General features: G+C 43.6%; 25 protein-coding genes and 1 tRNA gene. 2 read left to right on the top strand and 24 right to left on the bottom strand.

The genetic code is table 11. The features are described from left to right. Position 1: 1 nt before the first annotated feature. The gene (gene secG, locus IQ19_RS05605; protein WP_144540825.1) at positions 2-235 is read right to left on the bottom strand and encodes a preprotein translocase subunit SecG; all 234 of its coding nucleotides are present in this window, start codon (positions 233-235) and stop codon (positions 2-4) included. A gap of 154 nt (positions 236-389) precedes the next feature. Between secG and IQ19_RS05600 the strand changes: the two genes are divergently transcribed. After that, positions 390-1379, top strand: coding sequence for a nuclease-related domain-containing protein (locus tag IQ19_RS05600; RefSeq protein ID WP_158638742.1), 990 nt, complete (start codon positions 390-392; stop codon positions 1377-1379). Between the two features lie 164 nt (positions 1380-1543). Here IQ19_RS05600 and eno read toward each other — a convergent pair whose 3' ends face one another. The 9 genes from eno to IQ19_RS05555 all read right to left on the bottom strand — a co-directional run bounded on the left by eno (position 1544) and on the right by IQ19_RS05555 (position 11296). Continuing rightward, positions 1544-2839: a phosphopyruvate hydratase gene (gene eno / locus IQ19_RS05595; protein WP_144540819.1), complete on the bottom strand. Its 1296-nt coding sequence runs from the start codon at positions 2837-2839 to the stop codon at positions 1544-1546. Between the two features lie 65 nt (positions 2840-2904). Next, the gene (gene gpmI / locus IQ19_RS05590) at positions 2905-4440 is read right to left on the bottom strand and encodes a 2,3-bisphosphoglycerate-independent phosphoglycerate mutase (protein WP_144540816.1); all 1536 of its coding nucleotides are present in this window, start codon (positions 4438-4440) and stop codon (positions 2905-2907) included. Then, entirely contained in the window at positions 4433-5194 is a 762-nt protein-coding gene (gene tpiA, locus IQ19_RS05585; RefSeq protein WP_144540813.1) for a triose-phosphate isomerase, read from the bottom strand. The genes gpmI and tpiA overlap by 8 nt, the downstream gene beginning before the upstream one ends. Positions 5195-5272: 78 nt before the next feature. After that, on the bottom strand, positions 5273-6457 hold the full coding sequence (locus IQ19_RS05580) for a phosphoglycerate kinase (RefSeq protein WP_144540810.1): 1185 nt from the start codon (positions 6455-6457) through the stop codon (positions 5273-5275). A 519-nt stretch (positions 6458-6976) separates the two neighbouring features. Then, on the bottom strand, positions 6977-7984 hold the full coding sequence (gap, locus tag IQ19_RS05575; protein WP_144540807.1) for a type I glyceraldehyde-3-phosphate dehydrogenase: 1008 nt from the start codon (positions 7982-7984) through the stop codon (positions 6977-6979). Between the two features lie 46 nt (positions 7985-8030). Further along, a complete protein-coding gene (locus IQ19_RS05570; RefSeq protein ID WP_144540804.1) occupies positions 8031-9053 on the bottom strand; it encodes a sugar-binding transcriptional regulator in 1023 nt (340 codons plus the stop codon). A 135-nt stretch (positions 9054-9188) separates the two neighbouring features. After that, complete coding sequence (locus tag IQ19_RS05565) at positions 9189-9437, bottom strand: glutaredoxin family protein (RefSeq protein ID WP_144540800.1); 249 nt, start codon at positions 9435-9437, stop codon at positions 9189-9191. A gap of 17 nt (positions 9438-9454) precedes the next feature. Then, positions 9455-10786 (bottom strand): RNA polymerase factor sigma-54, encoded by a 1332-nt coding sequence (rpoN, locus tag IQ19_RS05560; protein ID WP_144540798.1) that lies wholly within the window; start codon positions 10784-10786, stop codon positions 9455-9457. Positions 10787-11224: 438 nt separating this feature from the next. Further along, positions 11225-11296, bottom strand: a tRNA-Arg gene (locus tag IQ19_RS05555). Positions 11297-11827: 531 nt separating this feature from the next. On the opposite strand from IQ19_RS05555, the gene clpP reads away from it, so the two are divergent. Continuing rightward, positions 11828-12433 (top strand): ATP-dependent Clp endopeptidase proteolytic subunit ClpP, encoded by a 606-nt coding sequence (clpP, locus tag IQ19_RS05550; RefSeq protein ID WP_110064622.1) that lies wholly within the window; start codon positions 11828-11830, stop codon positions 12431-12433. A 39-nt stretch (positions 12434-12472) separates the two neighbouring features. Here clpP and IQ19_RS05545 read toward each other — a convergent pair whose 3' ends face one another. The 14 genes from IQ19_RS05545 to hisB form a co-directional block, all read right to left on the bottom strand. After that, positions 12473-12730, bottom strand: coding sequence for an HPr family phosphocarrier protein (locus IQ19_RS05545; RefSeq protein WP_144540796.1), 258 nt, complete (start codon positions 12728-12730; stop codon positions 12473-12475). Positions 12731-12757: 27 nt separating this feature from the next. Then, complete coding sequence (gene whiA / locus IQ19_RS05540) at positions 12758-13708, bottom strand: DNA-binding protein WhiA (protein WP_144540793.1); 951 nt, start codon at positions 13706-13708, stop codon at positions 12758-12760. 114 nt (positions 13709-13822) lie between these two features. Next, on the bottom strand, positions 13823-14800 hold the full coding sequence (locus tag IQ19_RS05535; RefSeq protein ID WP_144540790.1) for a gluconeogenesis factor YvcK family protein: 978 nt from the start codon (positions 14798-14800) through the stop codon (positions 13823-13825). Further along, a complete protein-coding gene (gene rapZ / locus IQ19_RS05530) occupies positions 14797-15690 on the bottom strand; it encodes an RNase adapter RapZ (RefSeq protein ID WP_144540787.1) in 894 nt (297 codons plus the stop codon). Before rapZ ends, IQ19_RS05535 begins: the two co-directional genes overlap by 4 nt. Before the next feature lie 26 nt (positions 15691-15716). Beyond that, entirely contained in the window at positions 15717-16175 is a 459-nt protein-coding gene (locus tag IQ19_RS05525) for an NUDIX hydrolase (RefSeq protein ID WP_026582041.1), read from the bottom strand. Between the two features lie 884 nt (positions 16176-17059). Then, a complete protein-coding gene (trxB, locus tag IQ19_RS05520; RefSeq protein ID WP_144540784.1) occupies positions 17060-18010 on the bottom strand; it encodes a thioredoxin-disulfide reductase in 951 nt (316 codons plus the stop codon). A 142-nt stretch (positions 18011-18152) separates the two neighbouring features. Next, entirely contained in the window at positions 18153-19652 is a 1500-nt protein-coding gene (locus IQ19_RS05515; RefSeq protein WP_144540781.1) for a tetratricopeptide repeat protein, read from the bottom strand. Positions 19653-19799: 147 nt separating this feature from the next. Further along, complete coding sequence (locus IQ19_RS05510; RefSeq protein ID WP_144540778.1) at positions 19800-20240, bottom strand: hypothetical protein; 441 nt, start codon at positions 20238-20240, stop codon at positions 19800-19802. A gap of 123 nt (positions 20241-20363) precedes the next feature. Continuing rightward, on the bottom strand, positions 20364-20804 hold the full coding sequence (locus IQ19_RS05505; protein ID WP_144540775.1) for a nuclease-related domain-containing protein: 441 nt from the start codon (positions 20802-20804) through the stop codon (positions 20364-20366). A gap of 227 nt (positions 20805-21031) precedes the next feature. Beyond that, positions 21032-21688: a bifunctional phosphoribosyl-AMP cyclohydrolase/phosphoribosyl-ATP diphosphatase HisIE gene (hisIE, locus tag IQ19_RS05500; RefSeq protein ID WP_144540772.1), complete on the bottom strand. Its 657-nt coding sequence runs from the start codon at positions 21686-21688 to the stop codon at positions 21032-21034. Beyond that, positions 21685-22443, bottom strand: a complete 759-nt coding sequence (gene hisF, locus IQ19_RS05495; protein ID WP_144540769.1) for an imidazole glycerol phosphate synthase subunit HisF — start codon at positions 22441-22443, stop codon at positions 21685-21687. The genes hisIE and hisF overlap by 4 nt, the downstream gene beginning before the upstream one ends. After that, complete coding sequence (hisA, locus tag IQ19_RS05490; RefSeq protein WP_144540766.1) at positions 22444-23175, bottom strand: 1-(5-phosphoribosyl)-5-[(5-phosphoribosylamino)methylideneamino]imidazole-4-carboxamide isomerase; 732 nt, start codon at positions 23173-23175, stop codon at positions 22444-22446. Continuing rightward, positions 23172-23810 carry an imidazole glycerol phosphate synthase subunit HisH gene (gene hisH / locus IQ19_RS05485; RefSeq protein WP_144540763.1) on the bottom strand — a complete coding sequence of 213 codons (639 nt, stop codon included), beginning with the start codon at positions 23808-23810 and terminating at the stop codon, positions 23172-23174. Before hisH ends, hisA begins: the two co-directional genes overlap by 4 nt. Beyond that, positions 23811-24398, bottom strand: coding sequence for an imidazoleglycerol-phosphate dehydratase HisB (hisB, locus tag IQ19_RS05480; RefSeq protein WP_110064608.1), 588 nt, complete (start codon positions 24396-24398; stop codon positions 23811-23813). Between the last annotated feature and the right edge of the window lie 15 nt (positions 24399-24413).

The raw sequence follows: 24413 nt of genomic DNA, 5'->3' as shown, positions 1-24413 counted from the left end.
TCTATACTGCGAAAAAAGATACCAAAACCGTAAGGATAAAGAACAAAACAGATAGAATAATCGTAGCACGGTGTAGAATCAAATCAAGACCGCGTGCTTTTTGTTTTCCAAAAAGCTGTTCAGCTCCCCCGGAAATCGCACCGGAAAGACCTGCACTTTTACCAGACTGAAGGAGTACAACTACGATAAGTGCAATCGAAACAATCACTAAAAGAGTAATCAATAATGTATGCATGAAGCCACCTCCTGAAAACGTACACTCACATTATTCTTAATTTATCACATTTTGGTAGTATAAACAATAAGATTTTGGCAGGCCTGTTTTGATAGAAGGACTTTTATAGTAATGAAGAGAAATTAGAAAAGAATACATGAAAGGATTGATGCATGTGACATTAAATAAGCGTACATCTCCTGATTTTATCCAAAGCCTACAAGCGCTGCTGAGAAGGCTGCCAGGCAACCATCCAAAAAGGGCATTAATTGAGAAGGATTTGGCAAAACGAAAGGCTGGTTACCGTGGAGAAGAAGCCGTGGAATATTTTATAAAAAGTTTAACTGAGTTCACTGTTATTCATGATATTCGACTTTACAGCGGAACGGAATTCTTTCAAATTGATACGTTGCTCCTCTCTCCCAGCTTTATCCTCATTCTCGAAATTAAAAATATTTCGGGCACCATTTTTTTTGACCCTACCTTTAATCAGCTTATCCAAACCAAGCAGGATAATGAAAAAGGATTCCTAGATCCACTCATACAAGCCAGAAGGCAGCAAAAGGAACTTACTAAATGGCTCATTGATTTAAAGGTAAATATACCGATTGAGTATTTGGTCGTCATTAGTAATCCTTCTACCGTAATAAAAACTTCATCTTATCATAAAAATGCATTAGATAGAGTGCTTCACGCCAGTCATATACTTAAAAGGATAGATAAACTGAAAGTGAAATATCCCGAAGAGAAATTAACAGCTAAAGAAATTAGGAAAGTAAGCAAGACTATTGTAAAAAAACATAACCCGGCTAATTACAGTGTTTTAAAATACTATGATCTGCAAGAGAAAGACATTATTACTGGCATCCAATGTCACTCATGCAGCAAATTTACTGTGGAAAGGGTACGCGGCACCTGGAAATGCGCCGCATGCAATACTGTTGATAAAGAAGCACATATAAAAACCCTCCAAGATTACTTCTATTTGATTGATTCTTCTATTACCAATCACCAATTCCGGAGTTTCACCTACTTATCTTCCTCCAATATTGCAAAAAAGCTGCTGACAGGGATGAAACTTCCCTATTCAGGTTCATTTAAGAACCGAACCTATCATTTATCTAGAGAGTTATTCGAAAAATTTAATTTTACCGGCCGAAAATGAGCATTTACCGGCCAATTCTTCCTATTTACCGGCCAAAATCAGTAAAATACCGGCCAAACTGGCCCATTTACCGGCCAACTATTAATTTTGGATGCTGCGCACCAGCAATATTATCTGTTAAAAAAGCAGCCGCCCCATCCGGGACAGCTGCTCACCAAGCAAGATTACTTGCTCAAGTTATAGAAAGATTTTAACCCATCGTATACAGCTAATTCGCCAAGCTCGTCTTCAATGCGAAGAAGCTGGTTGTATTTAGCGATACGGTCTGTACGGGACATGGAACCAGTTTTGATCTGGCCAGCGTTTGTTGCAACGGCGATGTCAGCGATTGTAGCGTCTTCAGTTTCACCAGAACGGTGAGATACAACTGCTGTGTAGCCAGCGCGCTTCGCCATTTCGATTGCTTCAAAGGTTTCAGTTAATGTACCGATTTGATTTACTTTGATTAAAATTGAGTTGCCTACGCCCTGCTCGATCCCTTGAGCAAGCTTCTTCGTGTTTGTAACGAATAGGTCGTCACCAACCAGCTGAACTTTGCCGCCGATGCGCTCAGTTAATAGCTTGTGGCCTTCCCAGTCGTTTTCGTCAAGACCATCTTCAATTGAGATGATTGGGAACTCGTTAACAAGCTCTTCATAGAAGTTAACCATATCTTCAGAAGTTAACCCTGTACGTCCTTCACCTGCAAGATCGTATTTACCAGTTTCTTTGTTGTAGAACTCAGAAGAAGCAACGTCCATTGCAAGGTAGATGTCTTTACCAGCTTCGTAGCCAGCGTTAGAGATCGCTTCGATGATTACTTCTAGTGCTTCACGGTTTGAACCAAGGTTTGGAGCGAATCCGCCTTCGTCACCTACAGCTGTGTTCAAGCCTTTTCCAGATAATACTTTTTTCAAGGAATGGAATACTTCAGCACCCATGCGGATCGCTTCTTTGAATGTAGGAGCTCCAACAGGCATGATCATGAATTCCTGGAAGTCTACGTTATTATCAGCGTGAGATCCGCCGTTGATGATGTTCATCATTGGTGTTGGAAGCTGCTTCGCGTTGAAGCCTCCAAGGTAACGGTATAAAGGAAGTCCTACAGACTCAGCAGCTGCATGTGCACAAGCCATAGACACGCCAAGGATTGCGTTTGCACCTAGCTTGCCTTTGTTTTCAGTTCCGTCTAATTCGATCATTGTGCGGTCGATGCCAACCTGGTCTGTTACATCCAAGCCGATAACAGCATCTGCAATTAGGTTGTTCACGTTGTCTACCGCTTTTTGCACACCTTTTCCAAGGTAACGGGACTTGTCGCCGTCACGAAGTTCTACCGCTTCATATTCACCAGTAGAAGCTCCAGATGGAACCATTGCGCGGCCGAAAAAGCCTGATTCTGTTAAAACTTCAACTTCAACTGTTGGGTTACCGCGGGAATCTAATACTTCACGAGCATAAACATGTTGGATAAATGGCATATCAATTCTCTCCTTTTATATAAAAAAATGGTTTTCGACAAGATTCGGGTGGTACCTGGTACCGATTATTTTTTCAATAGAGTTGTTCCAGTCATTTCAACCGGCTTTTCTAGACCGAGCAGGTCGAGCACGGTTGGGGCGAGGTCTCCAAGGATTCCGTCTGTGCGGAGTTCTGCGCCGTCTTGTGTGACGATGACTGGTACTGGGTTTGTGGTATGGGCGGTCATTGGGCTGCCTTCCAAAGTAACAACTTCGTCGGCATTTCCGTGGTCGGCTGTAATAATAGCCTTTCCGCCTTTTTCAATAAGCAAGTCGACAATTTTGCCTAAGCACTCGTCAACTGTTTCTACCGCTTTGATGGTTGGCTCAAGCATACCTGAGTGGCCGACCATGTCCGGGTTGGCAAAGTTAAGGATGATCGCATCGAATTTGTCTGCTTCTATTTCCTTCAGCAACGCGTCCGTTACTTCATAAGCACTCATTTCAGGCTTAAGGTCATAGGTAGCTACCTTCGGTGAATCGATCAGAACCCGCTCTTCACCAGGGAATTTCTCTTCACGTCCGCCGCTCATAAAAAACGTAACATGAGGATACTTTTCTGTTTCCGCAATGCGGAGCTGAGTTTTATTATTTTGCGCTAAAACCTCACCTAAAGTGTTATCCAGGTTTGTCGGTTTAAACGCGACATATCCATCTACCGTTTCACTGAAATGGGTTAAGCACACAAAGAATAAATTCTCAGGATGCCCTGGCCCTCTATCAAATGAACGGAAGTCTTTATTAGTAAATGTATTCGAAATCTGAATGGCCCGGTCCGGACGGAAGTTATAGAAAATAACCGCGTCATTGTTTTTAATCGTTGCAACCGGTGCGCCATCTTCTTTTGTTATGACAGATGGAATCACGAACTCATCAAAGATTCCATTTTTATAGTTATCTTCAACTAAATCCAAAGGATCGCTGTATGAAGGACCATTGCCATAAACCATGGAACGGTATGACTTCTCAACACGCTCCCAGCGCTTGTCGCGGTCCATGGAGTAATACCGGCCGGAAATCGTCGCAAATTCACCGACTCCGTATTCCTTCATTTTTTCCTGTGCTTCTTTAATGAAGCCTTGAGCTGTTTTCGGTCCAACGTCACGTCCATCCAAAAAGCCATGGACATAGACATTCTTTACACCTTCTTCAGCTGCCAAACGAAGCAACGCATATAAGTGCTGAATATGGCTATGAACGCCCCCATCTGATAGAAGTCCCATCAAATGAAGATCTGTACCATTTTTTTTCGCATGGTCAATCGCAGAAAGGAAGGTTTCGTTTTTCTCAAACTGTCCTTCGCGGATCGCCACGTTCACTCTTGTTAAGCTTTGATAAACAATCCGGCCTGCGCCGATGTTTAGGTGGCCTACTTCAGAGTTTCCCATTTGCCCTTCTGGAAGCCCTACCGCTTCGCCGCTCGCTGTTAGGGTTGCATTCGGGTAGGTATTCCAAAAACGTTCGAAGTTTGGCTTCTTTGCCTGGGCAACGGCATTACCCATCCGCTCGCCCCGCAATGCGAAACCGTCTAAGATGATTAATGCAACTGGAGATTTACTCATTCTTGCCTGCCTCCAATAATTGAAGGAAATCTTTAGGCTCAAGGCTTGCTCCGCCTACAAGAGCGCCATCAATATCAGGCTGGCCCATATATTCTTTGATGTTGGCAGGCTTTACGCTGCCGCCGTACTGAATGCGGACCGCATCTGCAGCATCCTGTGAAAATTGCTTCGCAACAACAGAGCGGATATGGGAACATACTTCATTGGCATCTTCAGATGTAGAAGATTTGCCAGTTCCGATAGCCCAGATTGGCTCATAAGCGATCACAGTTTGCTTCACCTGGTCTTCCGTTAAGCCATTAAGTGCTTTTTCAACCTGAGAGCCAACAAGCTCCTTTGTTTCGCCGTTTTCACGCTGTTCAAGCGATTCGCCGACACATACGATTGGAGTTAAGTTATATTTGAAAGCAGCCAACGTCTTTTTGTTTACTGCCTCATCTGTTTCATTGAACATTTCACGGCGCTCCGAATGGCCGAGAATGACATATTTAACGCCAAGGTCTTCAAGTGCTACCGGGCTGATTTCACCTGTAAAAGCACCGCTTTCCTCGAAGTGCATGTTTTGCGCGCCGATTTCGACATCATAATCCTTCGCGCTTTCAACCAGGCGCTCCAAGAATAGTGCAGGTGCACATACGACTGTATCAACCTGCTCTTTCCCCGGTACTAAGCCATTGATTTCTTCAAGAAAGACTTTCGCTTCCGGAAGTGTTTTATGCATTTTCCAGTTTCCTGCGATAATTGGTTTACGCATGTTGCACATCCTTTCCTGCTTTTATTATTGTGAATTACCGGGGCTGAAGACAATCATCTTCGCCCTCTGCAATAAAAATTATTTATCGTTTAAAGCTACGACACCAGGAAGAGCTTTCCCTTCCATGAACTCAAGAGAAGCGCCGCCGCCTGTAGAGATATGGCTCATCCGGTCAGCAAGGTGGAATTTTTCAACCGCTGCTGCAGAGTCGCCGCCGCCGATGACTGAATATGTATCGTTTGCTTCTGCTAAAGCCTCAGCCACAGCTCTTGTTCCGTTCGCGAATTTCTTCAATTCGAATACACCCATTGGCCCGTTCCAGATAACCAGCTTGGAATTCTGGATAACATCGCTGTAAATTTCAGCTGTTTTCGGTCCAATATCAAGTGCTTCCCAATCAGCCGGAATCTCTTCAATTGCAACTGTCTTAATATTGGCTTCCTCAGAAAAATCGTCTGCAACAATCGCATCTACAGGCATGTAAAAGTTCACGCCTTTTTCTTCTGCTTTTTGCATAAATGTTTTGGCTAAGTCGATTTTATCTTCCTCCAATAGTGATTTTCCGATTTCATGGCCTTTTGCTTTTACAAATGTATAAGCCAGTCCGCCGCCAATGATCAGGTTGTCTACCTTTTCAAGAAGGTTTTCGATTACGCCGATCTTATCTTTAACCTTTGCACCGCCGATAATGGCTGTAAATGGACGCTCCGGATTTGAAAGAGCTTTGCCAAGTACATCAAGCTCTTTTTCCATTAATAGTCCTGATACAGCAGGCAGATGGTGTGCAATTCCTTCAGTGGAAGCATGGGCACGATGTGCAGCTCCGAATGCATCGTTCACATAAACGTCTGCCAATTCGGCAAAAGCCTTGGCTAGTTCAGAATCATTTTTCTCTTCACCAGGATAGAAACGCACGTTTTCAAGAAGGAGGACATCTCCTTCACCCAGCGTTTCAATCATCGCTTTTACAGAATCGCCGTAAGCTTCATCCGCTTTTTTCACATCTTTGCCAAGAAGCTCGGACAAACGCTTGGCCACAGGTGTTAAACGCAGCTCTTCAACAACTGAACCTTTTGGACGTCCCAAATGGCTCGCTAAAATAACTTTAGCGCCCTGTTTAGTCAAATACTCAATCGTTGGAATAGCAGCTCGGATACGAGTTTCGTCTGTTACCTGGCCATCCTTCATCGGTACGTTGAAATCAACGCGGCAAAAAACCCGTTTACCTTTTAACTCCACATCTTTTACGCTTTTTTTGTTCATAGCAAAAGGACCTCCTTACTAGAAAAGCGGAAGCGCCTTGCCCAAGAGGTACGCAGACTAAAAGCGCCACGTCTGTGGCAACGTCTGCATGAACCGCATCCCTGCGGTCCTCAAGCATAAGACGAGCGCTTCTGAAGGCGTTCTTTGCCTTCAGAAGCGATTGCTCGAAAAGTGAGGCGACTGTTTAGGGACGACAAGCATAAGACGATTTCCGCAGGAAGGTGCTTTATCCTTCTGGAGGAAATCGGCTTATGCTCTCGAGTCCCTAGGAGCCGCAACTAGCCAAGCTTATGACTCGAGCCCCTAGGCGCTGGAGCTTGACACCATCCTAGTCAATTTTTTTTACTTTTTGCTTTAAAACAAAAGGGAGAGGGAATGTTTCCCTGCTCCCCTTTTACCCATATCCATTATAGACGTTCGCGATTTTAATATCCAACAAGATGAGCATTTTATTGAAAGAAAAATTTATCTTGTGAACTCTTCGCAAAAGGAATCTTTTTGGTAAAGAAATTTTATAAATTAAAGTCCTTTTTGAGCGATATAGTCAACGAGGTCAACTACACGGTTTGAGTAACCAGTTTCGTTGTCATACCAAGAGATAACTTTTACCATGTTGCCTTCCATAACCATTGTAGAAAGAGCATCAATTGTAGAAGATGCAGGGTTTCCGTTGTAGTCGCCAGATACTAATGGCTCTTCGCTGTATGCAAGGATGCCTTTTAGGTCGCCTTCAGCAGCTGCTTTAAGAGCGCTGTTTACTTCTTCAACAGTTACGTCTTTATCAAGCTCAGCAACAAGGTCAACAAGAGAAACATTTGGAGTTGGAACGCGCATAGCTCCACCGTTCAATTTGCCTTTTAGTTCAGGCAATACTAGAGATACTGCTTTTGCAGCTCCAGTAGTTGTTGGGATGATGTTTTCTGCTGCTGCACGTGCACGGCGGTAGTCTTTGTGCGGCAAATCAAGGATTTGCTGGTCATTTGTGTATGAGTGAACAGTTGTCATCATACCGCGCTTGATTCCAAAGTTGTCGTTCAATACTTTGGCAAATGGAGCCAAGCAGTTTGTCGTACAAGAAGCGTTAGAAATTACATGGTGGTTTGCAGCATCATATTTCTCATGGTTAACACCCATAACAACTGTGATATCTTCGTCAGATGCAGGAGCTGAGATGATAACTTTTTTCGCACCAGCTTCAAGGTGTTTCGCAGCGTCAGCACGCTTTGTGAAACGGCCAGTAGATTCTACTACTACTTCTACGCCAAGATCTCCCCAGCCTAATTGAGCAGGATCCCGCTCAGCAATAACCTTTACCTTTTGACCGCCAACAACTAGGTAGTCACCGTCAACCTTAACTTCTTCTTCTAATTTACCATGTACAGAATCATACTTTAAAAGGTGTGCAAGCATGTTTGCATCTGTAAGATCGTTTACTGCTACAACCTCTACATTAGGGTTTTTAAGAGCTGCACGGAATACAACACGCCCGATTCTTCCAAATCCGTTAATACCAACTTTAACTGCCATTATTATTTCCTCCTTAAAAAGGTAGATTTTATATTTGAAAAGGGGATTACCCTTTTAACAACTGTTTTGCGGCACCTTCGTCTGTTACTAAAATGGTTGAAGATGGTGCACGTTTCATGTAGGCTGTAATGGCTTTTGCCTTTGAGGAGCCGCCAGCCACAGCAATGACATGTTTAATATGGGATAAGTCATCCAGCTGAAGGCCGATCGTTTGAACCTTATGTACAACCTCGCCGCCTTCGTTAAAGTAATAGCCAAATGCTTCGCCTACTGCTTCAGCCTGTTTAATTTTTTCAAAATCTTTATCACTGGTTTTACGGCGTTCCGCCATTGTTATAGCGTCTCCGATCCCATGTAAAACCATGCTTGCAGATTTAATTTGGGTGATGACTTCCTTGATGTTTGGTTCTTTGATAATGCTTTCGTACATTTCCTTGCTCACTTGGTCCGGAACATAAAGGACCTTGTGGCTGGAATCTGTATGATCTGCCATTTTTGCACATATGGTATTTGCCTGATTCTTTACATCTTCGCCAATTCCGCCTCTGGCAGGGACAAATAGCCAATCCCGGTCGGCAAGGTCTGGAGTCAGCATTTCTGCGACGGCAGCCATTGTGGAACCGCCAGTAACTGCGATGATATTTTTTCCTTGAAGCCTGGATTTCATACACAAAGCGGTCGCTCTTCCAAGCTCCTGCTTTACCCATGGAGACTCATCGCTGTCGCCAGAAACAATGATTGCCTGGCGGATGCCAAGTTTTCTTGATAAATCTTGTTCCATTATGGCTATACCCGATATCTCCCTCATTATTCCCTCGAGGCCTTCAAGCAATTCTTTCCCATCGGAAGTAAGGCTCATGCCTGTACTGGATATGCGAATCAGATTCTGATCTTTCAAAAATTCAACTTCGCTTCTCAGCACTCTTTCCGTCAAGCCCAGGCTTACCGCCAGGCTTCTTCTTCCAACCGGCTCCATCATTCCTATGTAGTGAAGGATGTGGTACCGCTTTTGCATAACCGCAAGCAGATCAGGCAATAATCTTTTTTGAATATCAATTAGTGAGTACATCGGATGGCTCCTTCATCATACGTGGTCATTTTTCGTCCCGCATAGACATATTATGTCCCACTTACCGTAAAAAAAATCACCCTTGCTTCAAAATCAATAATAGCAGGAGTGATTGGTGAATTCAACTGATAAAACTCAGTTTTTTTCTGTAAGCGCTTCACTTATGGTAATTGTGTCAATATGCCCAAATTGCACTTCTTCCCCATTCATTTCAACGACTGGAATCATCAAGCCGTATTTTTCTGTCAGTTCATCGCTCTCATCAATATCCCGTTCAATTAAAGTAAAATGGTGTTCTTTCTTTAATTCTACTAGTACATCCTTTGCTTTATCGCATAGCGGGCATCTGCTTCGCGTATATAGCACGATCTCTGGCTGGTTCAAAGTGATAATCTCCTTTATCAATCATACCTTTTCCGTTTTGATGAAGATGGGATGCCGAGCTGGTCACGATATTTCGCGATCGTCCTTCTGCTGACAACCATTCCTTCCTTTTCTTTCAGAAGCTTTACCAGTTCCTGATCGGATAAAGGCTTTTGCTTATTTTCCCCTTCAATCATTTTACTAATAATCGTCTTCACTTGCTGTGATGATGTATTTTCATCGGAAGTCGTTTTAATCGTGCTTGAGAAGAACGATCTGAGCTCATACGTTCCGTATGCTGTTTGCGCATATTTTTCCCGGACTGCACGGCTTACGGTCGATTCATGGATATCAAGCTCATCCGAAATCTCCTTCATCGTCATCGGTTTCAAATATGCCGGCCCCTTTATAAAAAAGTCCTGCTGTTTTTCAACGATTTTCAGGGTAACATTGGTGAGCGTCTCTTTTCTTTGTTCTATGCTCCTCACGATCCAATGATAATCCTGCTGCTTCTCCTGGAGGAAGCGGCTTACATTTCGATCTCCAGCAGCAGAAAAACGTTTGTAATAATCGTTATTAAAACTGATCTTCGGAAGGGCTTCGTCAAAAACGCTGACTGAAAAAGATTCACCATCCCATTTTATTATTACGTCTGGCGTAATATATGCGGACTTTTCATTTTGAAAGGATGATGCCGGCCTTGGGTTCATGGTCTGGACTAGATCGAAAACCTCCTGGATTTCCTTCAGCTCCACGCCCAGCTGCTTCGCGATCTCCTTCCACTTCTTTTCCGCAAAAAGGGTGAAATATTCATCCATAATAGCTTCTGCCAGCTCGTTTCTTTCTGGCATTCTTTTTAGCTGTAACGAAAGACATTCCTGCAGGTTTCTGGCCCCTACACCGGCAGGATCCAGTTCCTGTACCATTTCCAGCATACGTTCGGCTTCCTCTGCCGATATTCTGAACGATGAAGCAACGGCGTTAAGCTCCGCCCGGAAGTAACCGTTTTCATCAAGGCTTTCAATAAGGCGTTCGATTACCTTTTTTTCGGCAGCGGTTAGCTTGAAGTGCAGCTGTGACTTTAAGTGCTCATCCAGCAGCATCGTTTTTCCGCAGCCAATTTGCTCAATCCAGTTTATTTTATCTTTTTCAACCTTTTTTCTCGTCGGTTTCACACGGTCATAACGGGGATCCATCGATTGGACGTGACCTGATTCTACTTTTAAAAGGGGATTTTCAAGTGCTTTATTTTCGAGGAAAGATGAGAGCTCCTGCGTGCTGTATTGCAAAAGGGCAATCGCCTGCGTTAGCTCCTGTGTCATTGCTAATTTCATTGTCTGCTGCTGCCATAACCCAGCTTTCAAATTCATCGTACATTCCCCCTGTCCCCATTTTACAATATTCGCGGTAAATGTTGTATGGAAATATCTTTCCACCAAGGCAAAAAAAACGTGCTGGCACATGCTCCGCTCAATCATTCTGAATACTTCACCATATGCATGCCGGAGGGAAAAATATTCTTTTTTTCGGATAAAATGCAGATTTTTAGCGATTTTTTTAATTTCTTTATTGAAGATGGCTAATTTGCAGCGTTGGCTGATAGTTATCCAATCTTTTGGGTGAAAACAGGGATAAATATGCGGATAAGATTTTTATGTGCGGATAGGAATTTTTTCAAATTCAGTTGGATCCGATTTTTGTCGAGTGGGATGGTTCCAATTTATATACTGATAGAGTCAGTTTTCAGGTAACGACATTTTCCCTAAAATAAAAACCCCCTGTCCATATCAGACAAGGAGTTTTGGCAGCGCCCTCGGCAGGAATCGAACCCACATCTCAAGAACCGGAATCTTACGTGCTATCCGTTGCACCACGAGGGCAGATATTTTAATAGCGGGCTGACTAAGCGCTCAGCCGTTACGATAACTAATTATATGATATGTTCCTTAACTTTGCAAGCATACTTTTTGTTTAAAAATTGGAACAATGGGTATCATGGAATGGGATAGGACAATAAGAAAAGCGCTAGTGCCTTGGTCACGAAGGTACGCAGACTAAGAGTGCCACGTCCTGTGGCAACGTCTGCATGACCCACATCCTGTGGGCCTCAAGCATAAGACGATCCTCCCGGGAAGGTGTTCTTTACCTTTCTGGGCGGAGCGGCTTGTGACCTCGAGGGGGTAGGCGCTGGAGCTGGACAGTTCTCGGAGTTCAGTAATTTAACTTTCTGATCTTTCAAAGAAAATGATGTCGAACGAATTAGCCCGGCTTCCTATGCGATTTGTTTGACCTTAATTGACCATCAGTGTATCATGGTAGTACATACAGAAGTATTAAATTTTTCTTCACTTGGAAGAACATGCTTGTTCACATTGTATGTTGAACCCTTATTTTAAAGGAGGAATTGGAAAATGAACTTAATCCCTACAGTTATTGAACAAACAAACCGCGGGGAGCGCGCTTATGATATTTACTCCCGCCTTTTAAAAGACCGCATTATTATGCTGGGAAGCGCGATCGATGACAATGTGGCGAACTCCATTGTAGCCCAGTTGTTATTCCTTGAAGCTGAAAACCCAGAGAAAGACATTTCCATTTACATTAATAGCCCTGGCGGAAGCATCACAGCTGGTATGGCTATTTATGATACTATGCAATTCATCAAGCCAAAGGTACAGACAATCTGTATCGGTATGGCTGCATCTATGGGTGCTTTCTTGCTTGCAGCAGGTGAAAAAGGCAAGCGTTTCGCCCTTCCGAACAGTGAAGTCATGATTCACCAGCCACTTGGCGGTGCGCAGGGACAGGCGACAGAAATCGAAATCGCTGCAAAACGCATTCTTTTTCTTCGCGAAAAGCTGAACACCATTCTTTCAGAGCGTACAGGACAGCCGCTTGAAGTCATCGCAAGAGACACTGACCGCGACAACTTCATGACAGCTGAAAGAGCGCTGGAATACGGCCTGGTTGACCAGATTATTACCCGCAACTCTTTAGAAGATAAAAAAGATAAGTAAGATAAAAAAACAACTCGCATCTTCCCGATGCGAGTTGTTTTAGTTTTCCTTCTGAATGTATTTTGCCAGCTCTTCGATCGCTTCGGCTTCGTCATTTCCTTCTGCTCTTAAGGTAACCACAGACCCGGAGCTGACAGCGAGGCTCATAAGTCCCATGATGCTTTTCGCATTTACCTTTTTGCCGTCCTTTTCAAGGAAGATATCGGATGAGAACCGATTTGCCTCCTGAACGAATAATGCTGCCGGACGTGCCTGCAATCCTGTTTTAAGCTTAACTTCAACCTGTTTTTCCGCCATGTTTATCTCCTCCCTGCTGACTCCTTGTTAATGATGTGAAATGGTTTCTCCTGCTCGGAGTTTATCAGCTATTTCATCTATTTTTCTTAATCGGTGATTGATGCCCGATTTGCTAATATTTCCGCCTGAGACCATTTCCCCAAGCTCTTTCAATGTGACATCCTGATAAGCCACCCTCAATTCGGCGATCTCCCTTAGCTTGTCAGGCAGAATCTGCAGCCCGACTGTTTGGTCGATGAACCGGATGTTTTCAACCTGGCGGAGCGCTGCACCGATGGTTTTGTTTAAGTTCGCTGTTTCACAATTTACTAGACGGTTAACCGAATTACGCATATCCCGGACAATCCGGATATCCTCAAAGCGAAGCAGTGCAGAGTGAGCACCGATAATGTTCAGGAATTCGGTTATTTTTTCAGCTTCCTTCAGATACGTGATAAATCCTTTTTTCCGTTCGAGCGTTTTGCTGTTCAGCCCGAACGTATTCATTAATTCGCAGAGAGCATCATTATGCTCCTTATAAAGCGAAGCAATTTCAAGATGATAGGATGAGGTCTCTGGATTGTTAACAGATCCCCCGGCAAGGAATGCGCCGCGCAGATAAGAACGCTTACAACATTTCTTTTTAATAAGCTCATTGGAAATATCGTGTGTAAAAACGAATCCCTCGCTTAAAATTTTCAGGTCATCAAGAATCATGCTTGCCTCTTCATTCAATCTGACAATATAAACATTGTTCTTTTTCAATCTCATTTTCTTGCGGACAAGCAGCTCAACCTGAACTTGATAGTTCTTTTTAATTAATGTATAAATCCTTCTTGCAATTGCCGCATTTTCCGTCTGAATATCCACGATCAATTTCCTATTGGAAAAAGAGAGTGATCCATTCATCCTGATGAGCGCGGATAATTCCGCTTTTCCACAGCAATCTTTTATTTCCAGGTTCGTCAATTCCTTTTTCGTTTCCGAAGCGAAAGACATCCCTTCACCCCCTATCTGCAAAGATAAAAATGTTCTTTAGAAATAGTATTCTATCCTGGGCAAACGTATGCACAGTTTATATATCACCTGCATTAGCCCTTGCACACATATATATTACGCGTTAAAGCGCTTATTGGTTTCATCTAAAAGCAAATTATAAAGCATTTGGGCAACTTCTTTTGTATCATGCCTGATGATTCCATTTTCATGGCTGACAATCTCGCCGTGCATAATTTCAAGGCCCAATTCAGTAAGCGCAGCCGTGTCATAAACAACAGGTTTAGACATTTCTTCGCTGTACCGTTCCTGAATATGCGGAGGAATCTCCTCATTATTCACGAGAATCGTATTGATAAAAGCGCAGCTCATATGGTCATATAATGCTTTAACATGGTCACTGGCTGTATAGTCAAGAGTTTCCCCTGCTTGTGTCATTAAATTACAAATATATACCTTTTTCGCTTTCGAATGGCAAACCTCGCTGCCGAGCTTAGGCACAAGCAGGTTTGGAAGAATGCTTGTGTATAAGCTGCCAGGCCCGATAATAATCATATCAGCCTGTCTGATCGCCTGCAGTGTTTCAGGCAAGGCTCTAATATTTTTCGGCGTTAAAAACACCCGTTTAATTTTTTTCCCGGAGTACGGGATTTTCGATTCACCTGAAACGATTGTCCGATCTTCCATTTCTGCATGCAGCACAACACTTTGATTGGCAGCCGGCAGAACCTTTCCCCGCACATTTAAAACCTTGCTCATTTCCTGAATGGCATGGACAAAGTTCCCAGTAATCGAAGTCATCGCTGCAAGGATCAGGTTACCGAGCGAATGGCCTGATAACTCATTGGACGTTGCAAAGCGATGCTGAAACATTTCCTCGATCAGCGGCTCCACATCCGAAAGAGCTGCCAGCACATTCCGGATATCCCCCGGCGGCGGGATATGAAGGTCATTTCTTAATCTTCCTGAGCTGCCGCCATCATCGGCTACTGTTACTATCGCAGTAATATCAACAGGATGCTTTTTCAATCCTCTCAATAGAACGGGCAATCCTGTTCCGCCCCCGATGATGACAATTCTTGGCTGTCTGTTCATTTGGCGTTTTCCTTTCTCCTCTCGATGTCACGATGAGTGATTGCCGTATGGTAGTCCTTCTTAAAATGATTGGCAATGTATTCTGCCAGTGCGACCGAACGGTGCTGGCCCCCGGTACAGCCAATCGCCACAACAAGCTGGGCCTTTCCTTCCCTTTTATAATGAGGGAGCATGAAGCTCAGCAGCTCTGTAACCTTCTCGAGGAATTTACTTGTTTCCGTCCATTTCAGCACATAGCTGGAAACCTCTTCGTCCAAACCGGTTTTTGGCCTCATATGTTCGATATAATGAGGATTCGGCAGGAAACGCACATCAAATACAAGATCAGCGTCAATCGGTATTCCATGCTTAAAGCCAAATGACATCACATTGACAGTAAAGATCGTCTTTCTATTTAATGAAAATTCCGTAAGAATTTTTTCACGCAATTCTCTCGGCTTCATTTGGGAAGTGTTATAAATAAGCTGGGCCCTTCCTTTTAATTCCTCCAGCAGCTCCCGCTCAAGCTTAATGCCTTCAAGGGGCAAACCGGATGGAGCAAGGGGATGTGATCGTCTTGTTTCTTTATATCTTCTTACCAATGTCGAATCATCCGCGTCCAGGAAAAGAATTTGCGGAGTAACCCATGAGGTCTCCGATAACTCATCCAAAGCCTTAAACAAATGATCGAAAAATTCGCGCCCCCGCAAATCCATCACCAAGGCTACCTTATTCATCTTATTCCCTGATTCCTTCATCAGTTCAAGAAACTTCGGCAGCAGTGTCGGCGGCAAATTATCGACACAGAAGAAGCCCAGATCTTCGAAACTTTGAATGGCTACCGTCTTTCCGGCCCCTGACATTCCCGTAATAATGACCATTTGAGTATCATTCACAGCACCCGTACTCATTCTATTTCCCCCTGTTATGACAAAATTCAGCTAGGATCCAGCCTGTAACTGATCAATTCAAAGTCTGGCGTATAGGTAAACGTTCCATAAATCATGCCCTGGCCGTGAATCATATATTCCAATATATGAGAATCACCGGCAGCCATCGGCAAATTCTTTATCTCCGAAAACGGATGCCAGCGAAGCTTGCCTTCCTCAGACTCATCCACATTTAAACCATCGGAGGCTGTAGCCAGGAACGTAAACATCATCCATTCCTGTACGACCTTATCGCCATCCTTCATGATAAAAGTAAAAATCCCTTTAATATTGGGATTGCGCAGATAGATGCCTGTCTCTTCCCTGAACTCACGGATGCACGAGTCCCTTACTGATTCGCCCGGCTCCATTTTTCCGCCCGGCGCCACCCACCAGCCTCGTCTGGGCTTTTGCAAAAGCAATACTTGATCATCTTTTAATAACACACAGTTCGTGACTCGCTGCAACACTATTCACCTCTATTTAATCCGAATCATTCCGTTAACTGCTTTTGCACGGAATCGCTTTATGTAAAAGCTGGCTAACGCTTTTCTTTATTCCTTTCATTATACTATTTTTGTCTTACAGCCACAATGAATACAGATTTCCAAAAAAACTTAACCGGATAATTTATAAGTGCTTTAAACGGGGGTGTGGTTTTTAGAATAGGCTGTGTTAAGCTCAATAGTGTTTTTAGCACCCAGCTGATTGGAGCGGAAGGCGCAAACTCCTCGAAAATGCATTCGCATTCCCTTCGTGTGGTGTTTTTTCGGTGAAGCCTATTCAAAGTCCTGCGGGAGACACCACAGGCTTAATGCTTGAGGAGCGTCGGACCGCCCGCGACAGCTTGAGTGCCTGGAGCGGAAAATCAACAGGCCTAACAAAGCCTTAAAATAAAAGGCTGTTTTCGCAAACTTTGTTGTTTTTAACAAGTAGTGGTGAGTGGTTGATTTCCACTTCAGGATGCTCAGCGAACCGCAGGGCGGGCGGTGAGCCTCCTCGGCGCACAGCACGTCCCACTCCTCCCGCTGGAGTCTCGCACCTTACGCTACAATCAACCAACCTTATTTATCAATGTTTTTATTCACAAATCTATTTAAAAACAACAATCTTTTAGAAAAGAGCCAAATAAAAAAAAGAGCACAGGCCAAGTGCCTGTGCTTTACAAAGGATTATATCTTTAAAGGGGGTCAATTTCTATTCCTATATTACCCGATAATTATTTCACCCAGGTTACAGGAGAATTAAAACAACATGACTTTTTGTTAATCTTTGCAACTAGTGGCTAAATTTCCTAATAAAAAAACTGCATGCAGTCCTTTTGGACTATATGCAGCTTTATAGATTATTTTTAGCTTTTAGCCTTTAAGCTTTCCATTAGTTCCTCAACGTAGTGCTGGGCACTTTGCGCAGCGATACTTCCATCGCCAGTTGCCGTTACGATTTGGCGCAGGGATTTTTCACGGATGTCGCCGGCAGCAAAAATGCCTTCCACTTTCGTTTCCATACGCTCATTTGTTTCAATATAGCCATCGCCGTTTGTAATGCCAAGGCTTGCAAACGGCTTGGATAAAGGAACCATTCCGATATAAATGAAAATACCGTCTGCCTTGAATTCGCTTTCTTCGCCTGTTTCAGTAGACACTAGTGTTACGCTGCCCACTTTGCCATCCTTGTCGTTGACTTCTTTAACAGTTGTATTCCAGATGAAGTCAATTTTTTCATTATCAAATGCACGCTGCTGCAGGATAGCCTGTGCACGAAGCTCGTCACGTCTGTGAACGATTGTCACCTTTGAGGCGAAACGTGTTAAATAAACGCCTTCCTCAACAGCAGAGTCCCCGCCGCCGACTACGACAAGCTCTTTGCCTTTAAAGAAAGCTCCATCACAGACCGCACAATAAGACACACCGCGTCCGCCTAGCTCTTTTTCACCAGGAATGCCAAGCTTTTTGTACTCGGCACCAGTTGAAATAATCACGGAACGGGCTTTGTATTGCTTGGACCCGGCAATAATTGTTTTATACTCTTCGCCGTCAATCACTTCTTTAATATCGCCATAAGCGTATTCAGCGCCAAACTTTTTCGCATGGTCAAACATTTTTGTAGATAAATCCGGCCCTAAAATATGGCCAAAGCCAGGATAGTTTTCAACTTCTTCTGTGTTCGCCATTTGTCCGCCTGGAACACCGCGCTCAAGCATTAATGTAGAAAGATTTGCACGGGATGTATAGACAGCAGCTGTCATTCCGGCCGGGCCTGCACCAGCGATAATGACATCATAAATTTTTTCTTCACTCACAACGATTCACTCCTTCAGTAATCAGCTCTCCTGTAATATCCGTAAAGGTTTTTATATAAAAAGTCCTTTATTACGCATACTATAGTATGACCTTCTTACTGCTATCCTATAAAATCCAAGAGCGTTTCGTCCAAAAATCTGCTCACTGAAGGCGGTCGTTCACAGATTTCACATATTTGCCCATCGTCGAAGCAGAAATACCATATCTGCCAGCAATTTTGGATTGTGAAACCTTTTCGTTTCGCAATTTATGCCACACATATTCAATCGCTGCAGCCCATGCTTTTTTGTTCTTTATACTCTGCTGGTTGTTTGTCATTTCCACAAAGATGGTAAACCACATTAAATATAAGCCAGCTTCCACTGTACCGATTGGATGATAGTTTTCGTATAGAAGCTCGGCTGTTTCATGTGCAGCCTGCACCCCGCTCGGTGTTTCCTGCTCTGTTTTAACAAATAAGAGATAATCCTTTTCCATTTGTGTAAACTTGCTATTCTGGACAATTGCGTCTGATGCCAAAACGTCATTTTTTCTGCTGGAAACCGAAGTTAGGAAAAGTCCGAATAACCGCTCCTCGATATAATCGCTTTCCAGCTTTTTTAGAATGGAAGAATAGTAATCTTCAAAACCGCTATTCGTCACTTTTTCATCATTCCAAGGTTCAAAGCCCACCTTCTCCGGATTGATTTCAATTGCTTTCTTCCATGCAGTTTTCGCCAGTTCTTCCCTGCCGGTAAAAAAAGCAGAGTAAGACAGCCAGTAATAGAATGGACCGTCCCCTTCAAAACCTTTCTTCTGAAGCTTGCGCAGCCATGAAAAAGCAGCTTCGTACTCGCCTGTTAAAGCAAAAGTCGCACCAAGCTTAAACTGATGTTCAATCGAAAGCGGCTTTATTTTTTTCAGTGCCTCTTTTAACAAACGCACCTGCCTGAAATCCCGCTCGTAAAAGGCGAAAACAAGTTTATTGCAAAGAGCATGAAGATTGCCCGGGTTTTCCTCAAGAACCTTCTCGAGAATATCGGAGGCCTTTTGGACTTCTCCCAGGTAAAAATACGCCAATGCCAGGTTGTTATATGCGGACCAATACTCCGGATATTCATTGATAACCAAATTCAGGATTTCAACCGCTTTTGGAAAATGCCCGGACTCAAGCAATTCCCGTGCGTGCTCCTGCTTCGTAATTAAATCATCCTGCTCATACAGGTCCTCATCCAAATCCTCCGCCTCAAGCGTCAGCAAATCCAATAGATCCTCTGTATCTTCCGTAAACTCTCCGTCCCGATCCAAATCAAGATACGTATTCGCATGCTGATAAGCATCCTTAAAAAGACCCAAATGAGCATAATTGTTTGCAAGGAAATAATGGCACTCCACCATATCCTCATCAAGCTCCTCCAGAATCATATGAAGCAAACGATTAGATTCCTGATGCTCGCCCATCTCAGAATGGACAATCGCCAGCTGGCAAACAATCATCGGTTCACCCGGCTCAAGCTGCATTGCGCGCATTAAGTATTTCTTCGCTTTATGAAAATCCCTGCGATGGTACGCCTTAATTCCTTTGGAAAAATAGTACTCACCTGTCGGGATAAATGACAGTAACTTTCCTTTTTGGTGTCTAGCTTTAGAGTCTTTGCTCATGAAATCCTCCATTAATGTTAGTAACTAAAGTAGTATATCATATGAACGAGCCTGCGGAGAAGGGATGAAATGACAATAGTATTTCCAGCTGGATTTTTTTATTGGAAATCTTAGCGCTGTTATGTTTTAAAGGGTTATTGCATCAGTTTAATACAGCTGGATATCCAATTCGGCAAAGTCCTGATAGCTGGGCGGGGGAAGATAGCGGCGGCCTTTGCCTGTGCCGGTTTGCGGGAGATTGAGGGATTCTAATATTCTCCTGGATATGTGAGGAGATGGGAGATGAAGAAACTCGCGAAATTGTTTATTGAAAACAGGAACACCATTATTTAATAAAAAAAGGTCCGCAACAGTTTTAAAATGTGCATTAGAACTTAATAGTCTGCATGCTTCACATAGCCAGCTGCCATCCCGTCTTTCCATAGGCTTTGCAATACAAACCGGACATAGAACGCCTGTTAAAATTTCGTCCATTGATATTTTATAAAATTTTAATATATCAATGGACTCAGGGGTGTGTTCTTTTAAAATACTTTTAGAAACCTTCTTTAGCGTCTTGATATCAAGCTGTTTTTCTTTGTAGGACATACTTACTTTATCAATTTTGCTTATTAGATATTGGGAATGAATAATTTTTTGGTTAATTTGAGAATTTCCTGGAGAGGTTCGGAGGATAGTAGATGGTTTGCTAATAACAATGAAGAATTCAACCTAGAGATTAAATCCTCGTTTTGATAGCCACTTTTTAAGTTCTTCCGCTTGTAGATTAGCCTGCTCAATGGGATGAGGATAACCTCTTTCTTCGCCATTTAAAGTGGTTTGAATCATTTGATTAAACTGAGGATCAAAAAATAATGTACCTGAAAAGTTTTTCACTTCTAAAATAAGGGCGAATTTCGCAGAAAGTATTAAAGTGTCAATTTGAAAGAAATACTTCCCGTTCGTGAGGCGAATCCCATGAAAAATCATATATTCATTTTCCGAGAGTTTGCTTAAATGAAAATCCAAAGCTGCTTCCCCTCGATAACCAGCCCACCGTCTTGCTAGATCTTCCTCAATTTTAGCTCGCACCTTATGATTTTTAGGCATCCTTCTTAAAAGTGCGTCATTCTTTTGAATCCTAATTGGAATTGTACGTTTTTTAATTATCAAAAGCACCACTCCCTAGTCATTTTAAGAAAATATTCGATTAATTCATACTACCCTCCTGCTTTTAATAAAGAGAATTTTACTTACCTAGCACGTTTTGAGTTTTTCCTAGCATGTTTTTTATTTTATCTAACACGTTTAAAGGTTTATCTAGCATGTTTCAAAATTTATCTAACATCTCACACAATTAAAGGCAACTCGACCAATGTATTATAAAAAACCGCCCTCCCTTATTCGGAGGCCGGTTCAGATTTCTTATCGTGCCGTTTATTTAATACTCTTAATACCTCATTAAAAGGCAGGTCCTGTTCGCGCAAGAGTACCATTAAGTGATAGATCAAGTCGGCTGATTCCCATTTTAGTTCTTCCTTATCGCGGTTTTTCGCCGCGATGATGACTTCTGCTGATTCTTCGCCGACTTTTTTCAGGATTTTATCGACGCCTTTTTCAAAGAGGTAAGTCGTATAAGCTCCTTCAGGACGGGTCTTTTCGCGTTCTTCGATAACTTTTTCAAGTGTATAAAGGATTTCATAAGCAGCCAGGTCCGCAGCAAATCCGCCAGCTGCTTTCCCGTACACTCTTTCCTCAAAGCAGCTTTCTGTTCCTTTATGGCAGGCTGGCCCTGCTGGTTCGACCAGTACCACAATGGCGTCCTGGTCGCAATCAAGCTTCATTTCAATGATTCTCTGGGTGTTTCCGCTTGTTGCCCCTTTGTGCCAAAGCTCATTGCGGGAACGGCTGAAGAACCAGGTTTCGCCTGTTTCCACTGATTTTAAAAGAGATTCCCGATTCATATAAGCCAATGTTAAAACTTCTTTTGTATTCGCATTTTGCACAACGGCAGGGATTAGTCCCTTTTCATCAAACTTCACACTTTCGATCTTCATCGGACAACCACCCCTTTTTCCTTCATGTACGCTTTCACTTCTTCAACAGACGTTTCTTTATAGTGAAAAATCGATGCTGCCAGCGCGGCATCTGCTTTTCCGTCGATAAATGCTTCCGCAAAATGATCGGCATTGCCGGCACCGCCGGATGCGATAACCGGAACCGAAACAGCTTCACTGACTGCTTTCGTAAGCTTAATATCGAAGCCTTTTTTCTCGCCGTCTGAATCCATGCTTGTCAGCAAAATTTCTCCGGCTCCCCGTTCTGCAGCTTCCCGTGCCCAGGCAATGACTTCAAGTTCAGTTGGCGTCCGTCCGCCATGTGTGTAAACACGCCACGAGCCTAGCTCTTCATCATATTTCGCGTCAATGGCAACGACGATGCACTGGGATCCGAAGAAGTTCGCACCTTCTGTGATCAAATCGGGATTGTTTACAGCTGCTGTATTTAACGAAACCTTGTCCGCTCCTGCACGCAAGATCCGCTTCATATCTTCCAAGGCGTTGATTCCGCCGCCAACTGTAAACGGAATCGCCAGTTCCGAGGCAACGGCCTTGACAACCTCAACCATCGTCTTCCGTCCTTCATGAGAAGCGGAAATATCGAGGAATACAAGCTCGTCAGCACCCTGCTCATCGTAAAAGCGGGCAAGTTCAACCGGATCACCGGCATCGCGAAGCTGAACAAACTGAATTCCTTTTACAACACGGCCGTCTTTAACATCCAGGCAAGGAACAATTCTTTTTGTCAGCATTTATTCCTTCACCTCTTTCAGGGCTTCCGCTACTGTAAAGCGTCCTTCGTAAATGGCCTTTCCAACGATTGCACCAACAACACCTTCAGAAGCGAACTCTCTTAATTGAGCTAGATCGGCAAGCTGACTGACACCACCGGAAGCGATGACGTTTTTGCCTGTTTCTTTTGAGAGGAGGCGAACCGCTTCAACGTTTGGTCCGGATAGCATCCCATCTGTTGCGATATCGGTAAAAATAAAGGTTTCAGCACCTGCATCGGCAAATCTTTTTCCCAGATCAACTGCCTTTACTTCAGAGGTTTCGAGCCACCCATGTGTTGCAACATAGCCATTTTTCGCATCAAGCCCGACAGCAATGGCCTTTCCGTACTTCCTGATCATTTCGATTGCAAACTCAGGGTTGGAAACAGCGATGCTTCCGATAATCACACGGGTAACACCATTTTCAAGATAGTGCAGGATGTCCTGTTCGGTACGGACTCCGCCGCCGATTTGGACAGAAATGCCAAGCTTTCGAGCTGCCTGGATCACATACTCATCGTTTACTCGTTTGCCGTCCTTTGCGCCGTCAAGGTCTACCATATGAATCCACTCCGCACCTTCATCGGCAAACTTTCTTGCCATATCAAAAGGGGAGTCACCGTAAACCGTTTCCTTGTCATAGTCCCCCTGCAGCAGCCGGACGCATTTGCCGCCTCTCATATCGATTGCCGGATAAATGGCAAAACTCATTTCACAGACATCCTTTCTTCAACAAGCTCGGTAAAATTGCGCAGCAGCGACATACCGAGCCAACTGCTTTTTTCAGGGTGGAATTGCATTCCGAAAACATTTCCTCTTCCGACAACTGCCGGTACTTCTACATCATACAAGCTTCTGCTGATGACAACTTCTTTATCATCTGTATCCACAAAATAGGAGTGGACGAAATAAACATAATCTTCTTCAAGCCCTTTTAAAATTGGAGAGCTATGTAAGAAGTCAAGGCGATTCCAGCCCATATGAGGAACCTTATACGTTTCGCCTTCTGCTGTTACTCCAGGAAATTTTCTTACATGTCCAGGCAAGAGCTGCAAACCTTCTGTCAGCCCATTTTCTTCGCTATCCTCAAACAAAAGCTGCATCCCGAGGCAAATACCCAGCAGCGGCTTTCCTGTTTCTGCATACTCTTTTACCAGATCAGCAAGGCCTGTAGAATTTAAGATAGACATTGCATCTTTAAAGGAGCCGACTCCCGGCAAAATCAATCCATCGGCCTTCATCAGCTCATCTTTATTTTCAGATAAAAAATAAGGCACTTCCAAGCGTTCGAGCGCTTTGCTGACGCTAAAAAGATTCCCCATTCCATAATCAATGATGCCGATCATTTACAACATCCCTTTCGTTGATGGAACTCCCTTAATCCGCGGGTCAATAGTCGTCGCTTCATCAAGAGCACGAGCGAGCGCTTTAAAAATCGCTTCAATAATGTGGTGTGTATTTTGTCCGTAGTGGACGATCACATGCAGGTTCATTCTTGCTTCAAGTGCAAGCTTCCAGAGGAATTCATGCACAAGCTCCGTATCAAACGTGCCTACTTTTTGGCTTGGAAACTCTGCGCGCATTTCCAAATGCGGACGGTTGCTAAGGTCAACCACAACTTGAGCTAATGCTTCGTCCATTGGAACAAAAGCGTTCCCATAGCGCTTGATGCCTTTTTTATCACCTAAAGCATCCTTTAGCACTTGTCCCAGGCAAATGCCGATGTCTTCTGTCGTATGGTGGTCATCCACATCTGTGTCGCCATTGGCAACGATGTTCAAATCAAATTGACCGTGCTTGGCGAACAGGTCAAGCATATGCGTCATAAATGGCACGCCTGTTTCCAGGTCACTTTTGCCTTCCCCATCTATGTTTAAGGAAAGTGAGATATTTGTTTCATTTGTTTTACGGGAAATTTCTGCAGTTCTGGCCATGATTATTCCTCCAGC

Source organism: Cytobacillus oceanisediminis (assembly GCF_007830235.1).
In the GTDB taxonomy this organism is placed as follows: Bacteria; Bacillota; Bacilli; order Bacillales; family Cytobacillaceae; genus Cytobacillus; species Cytobacillus oceanisediminis.
This window is presented reverse-complemented; position numbering and strand designations above follow the sequence as displayed.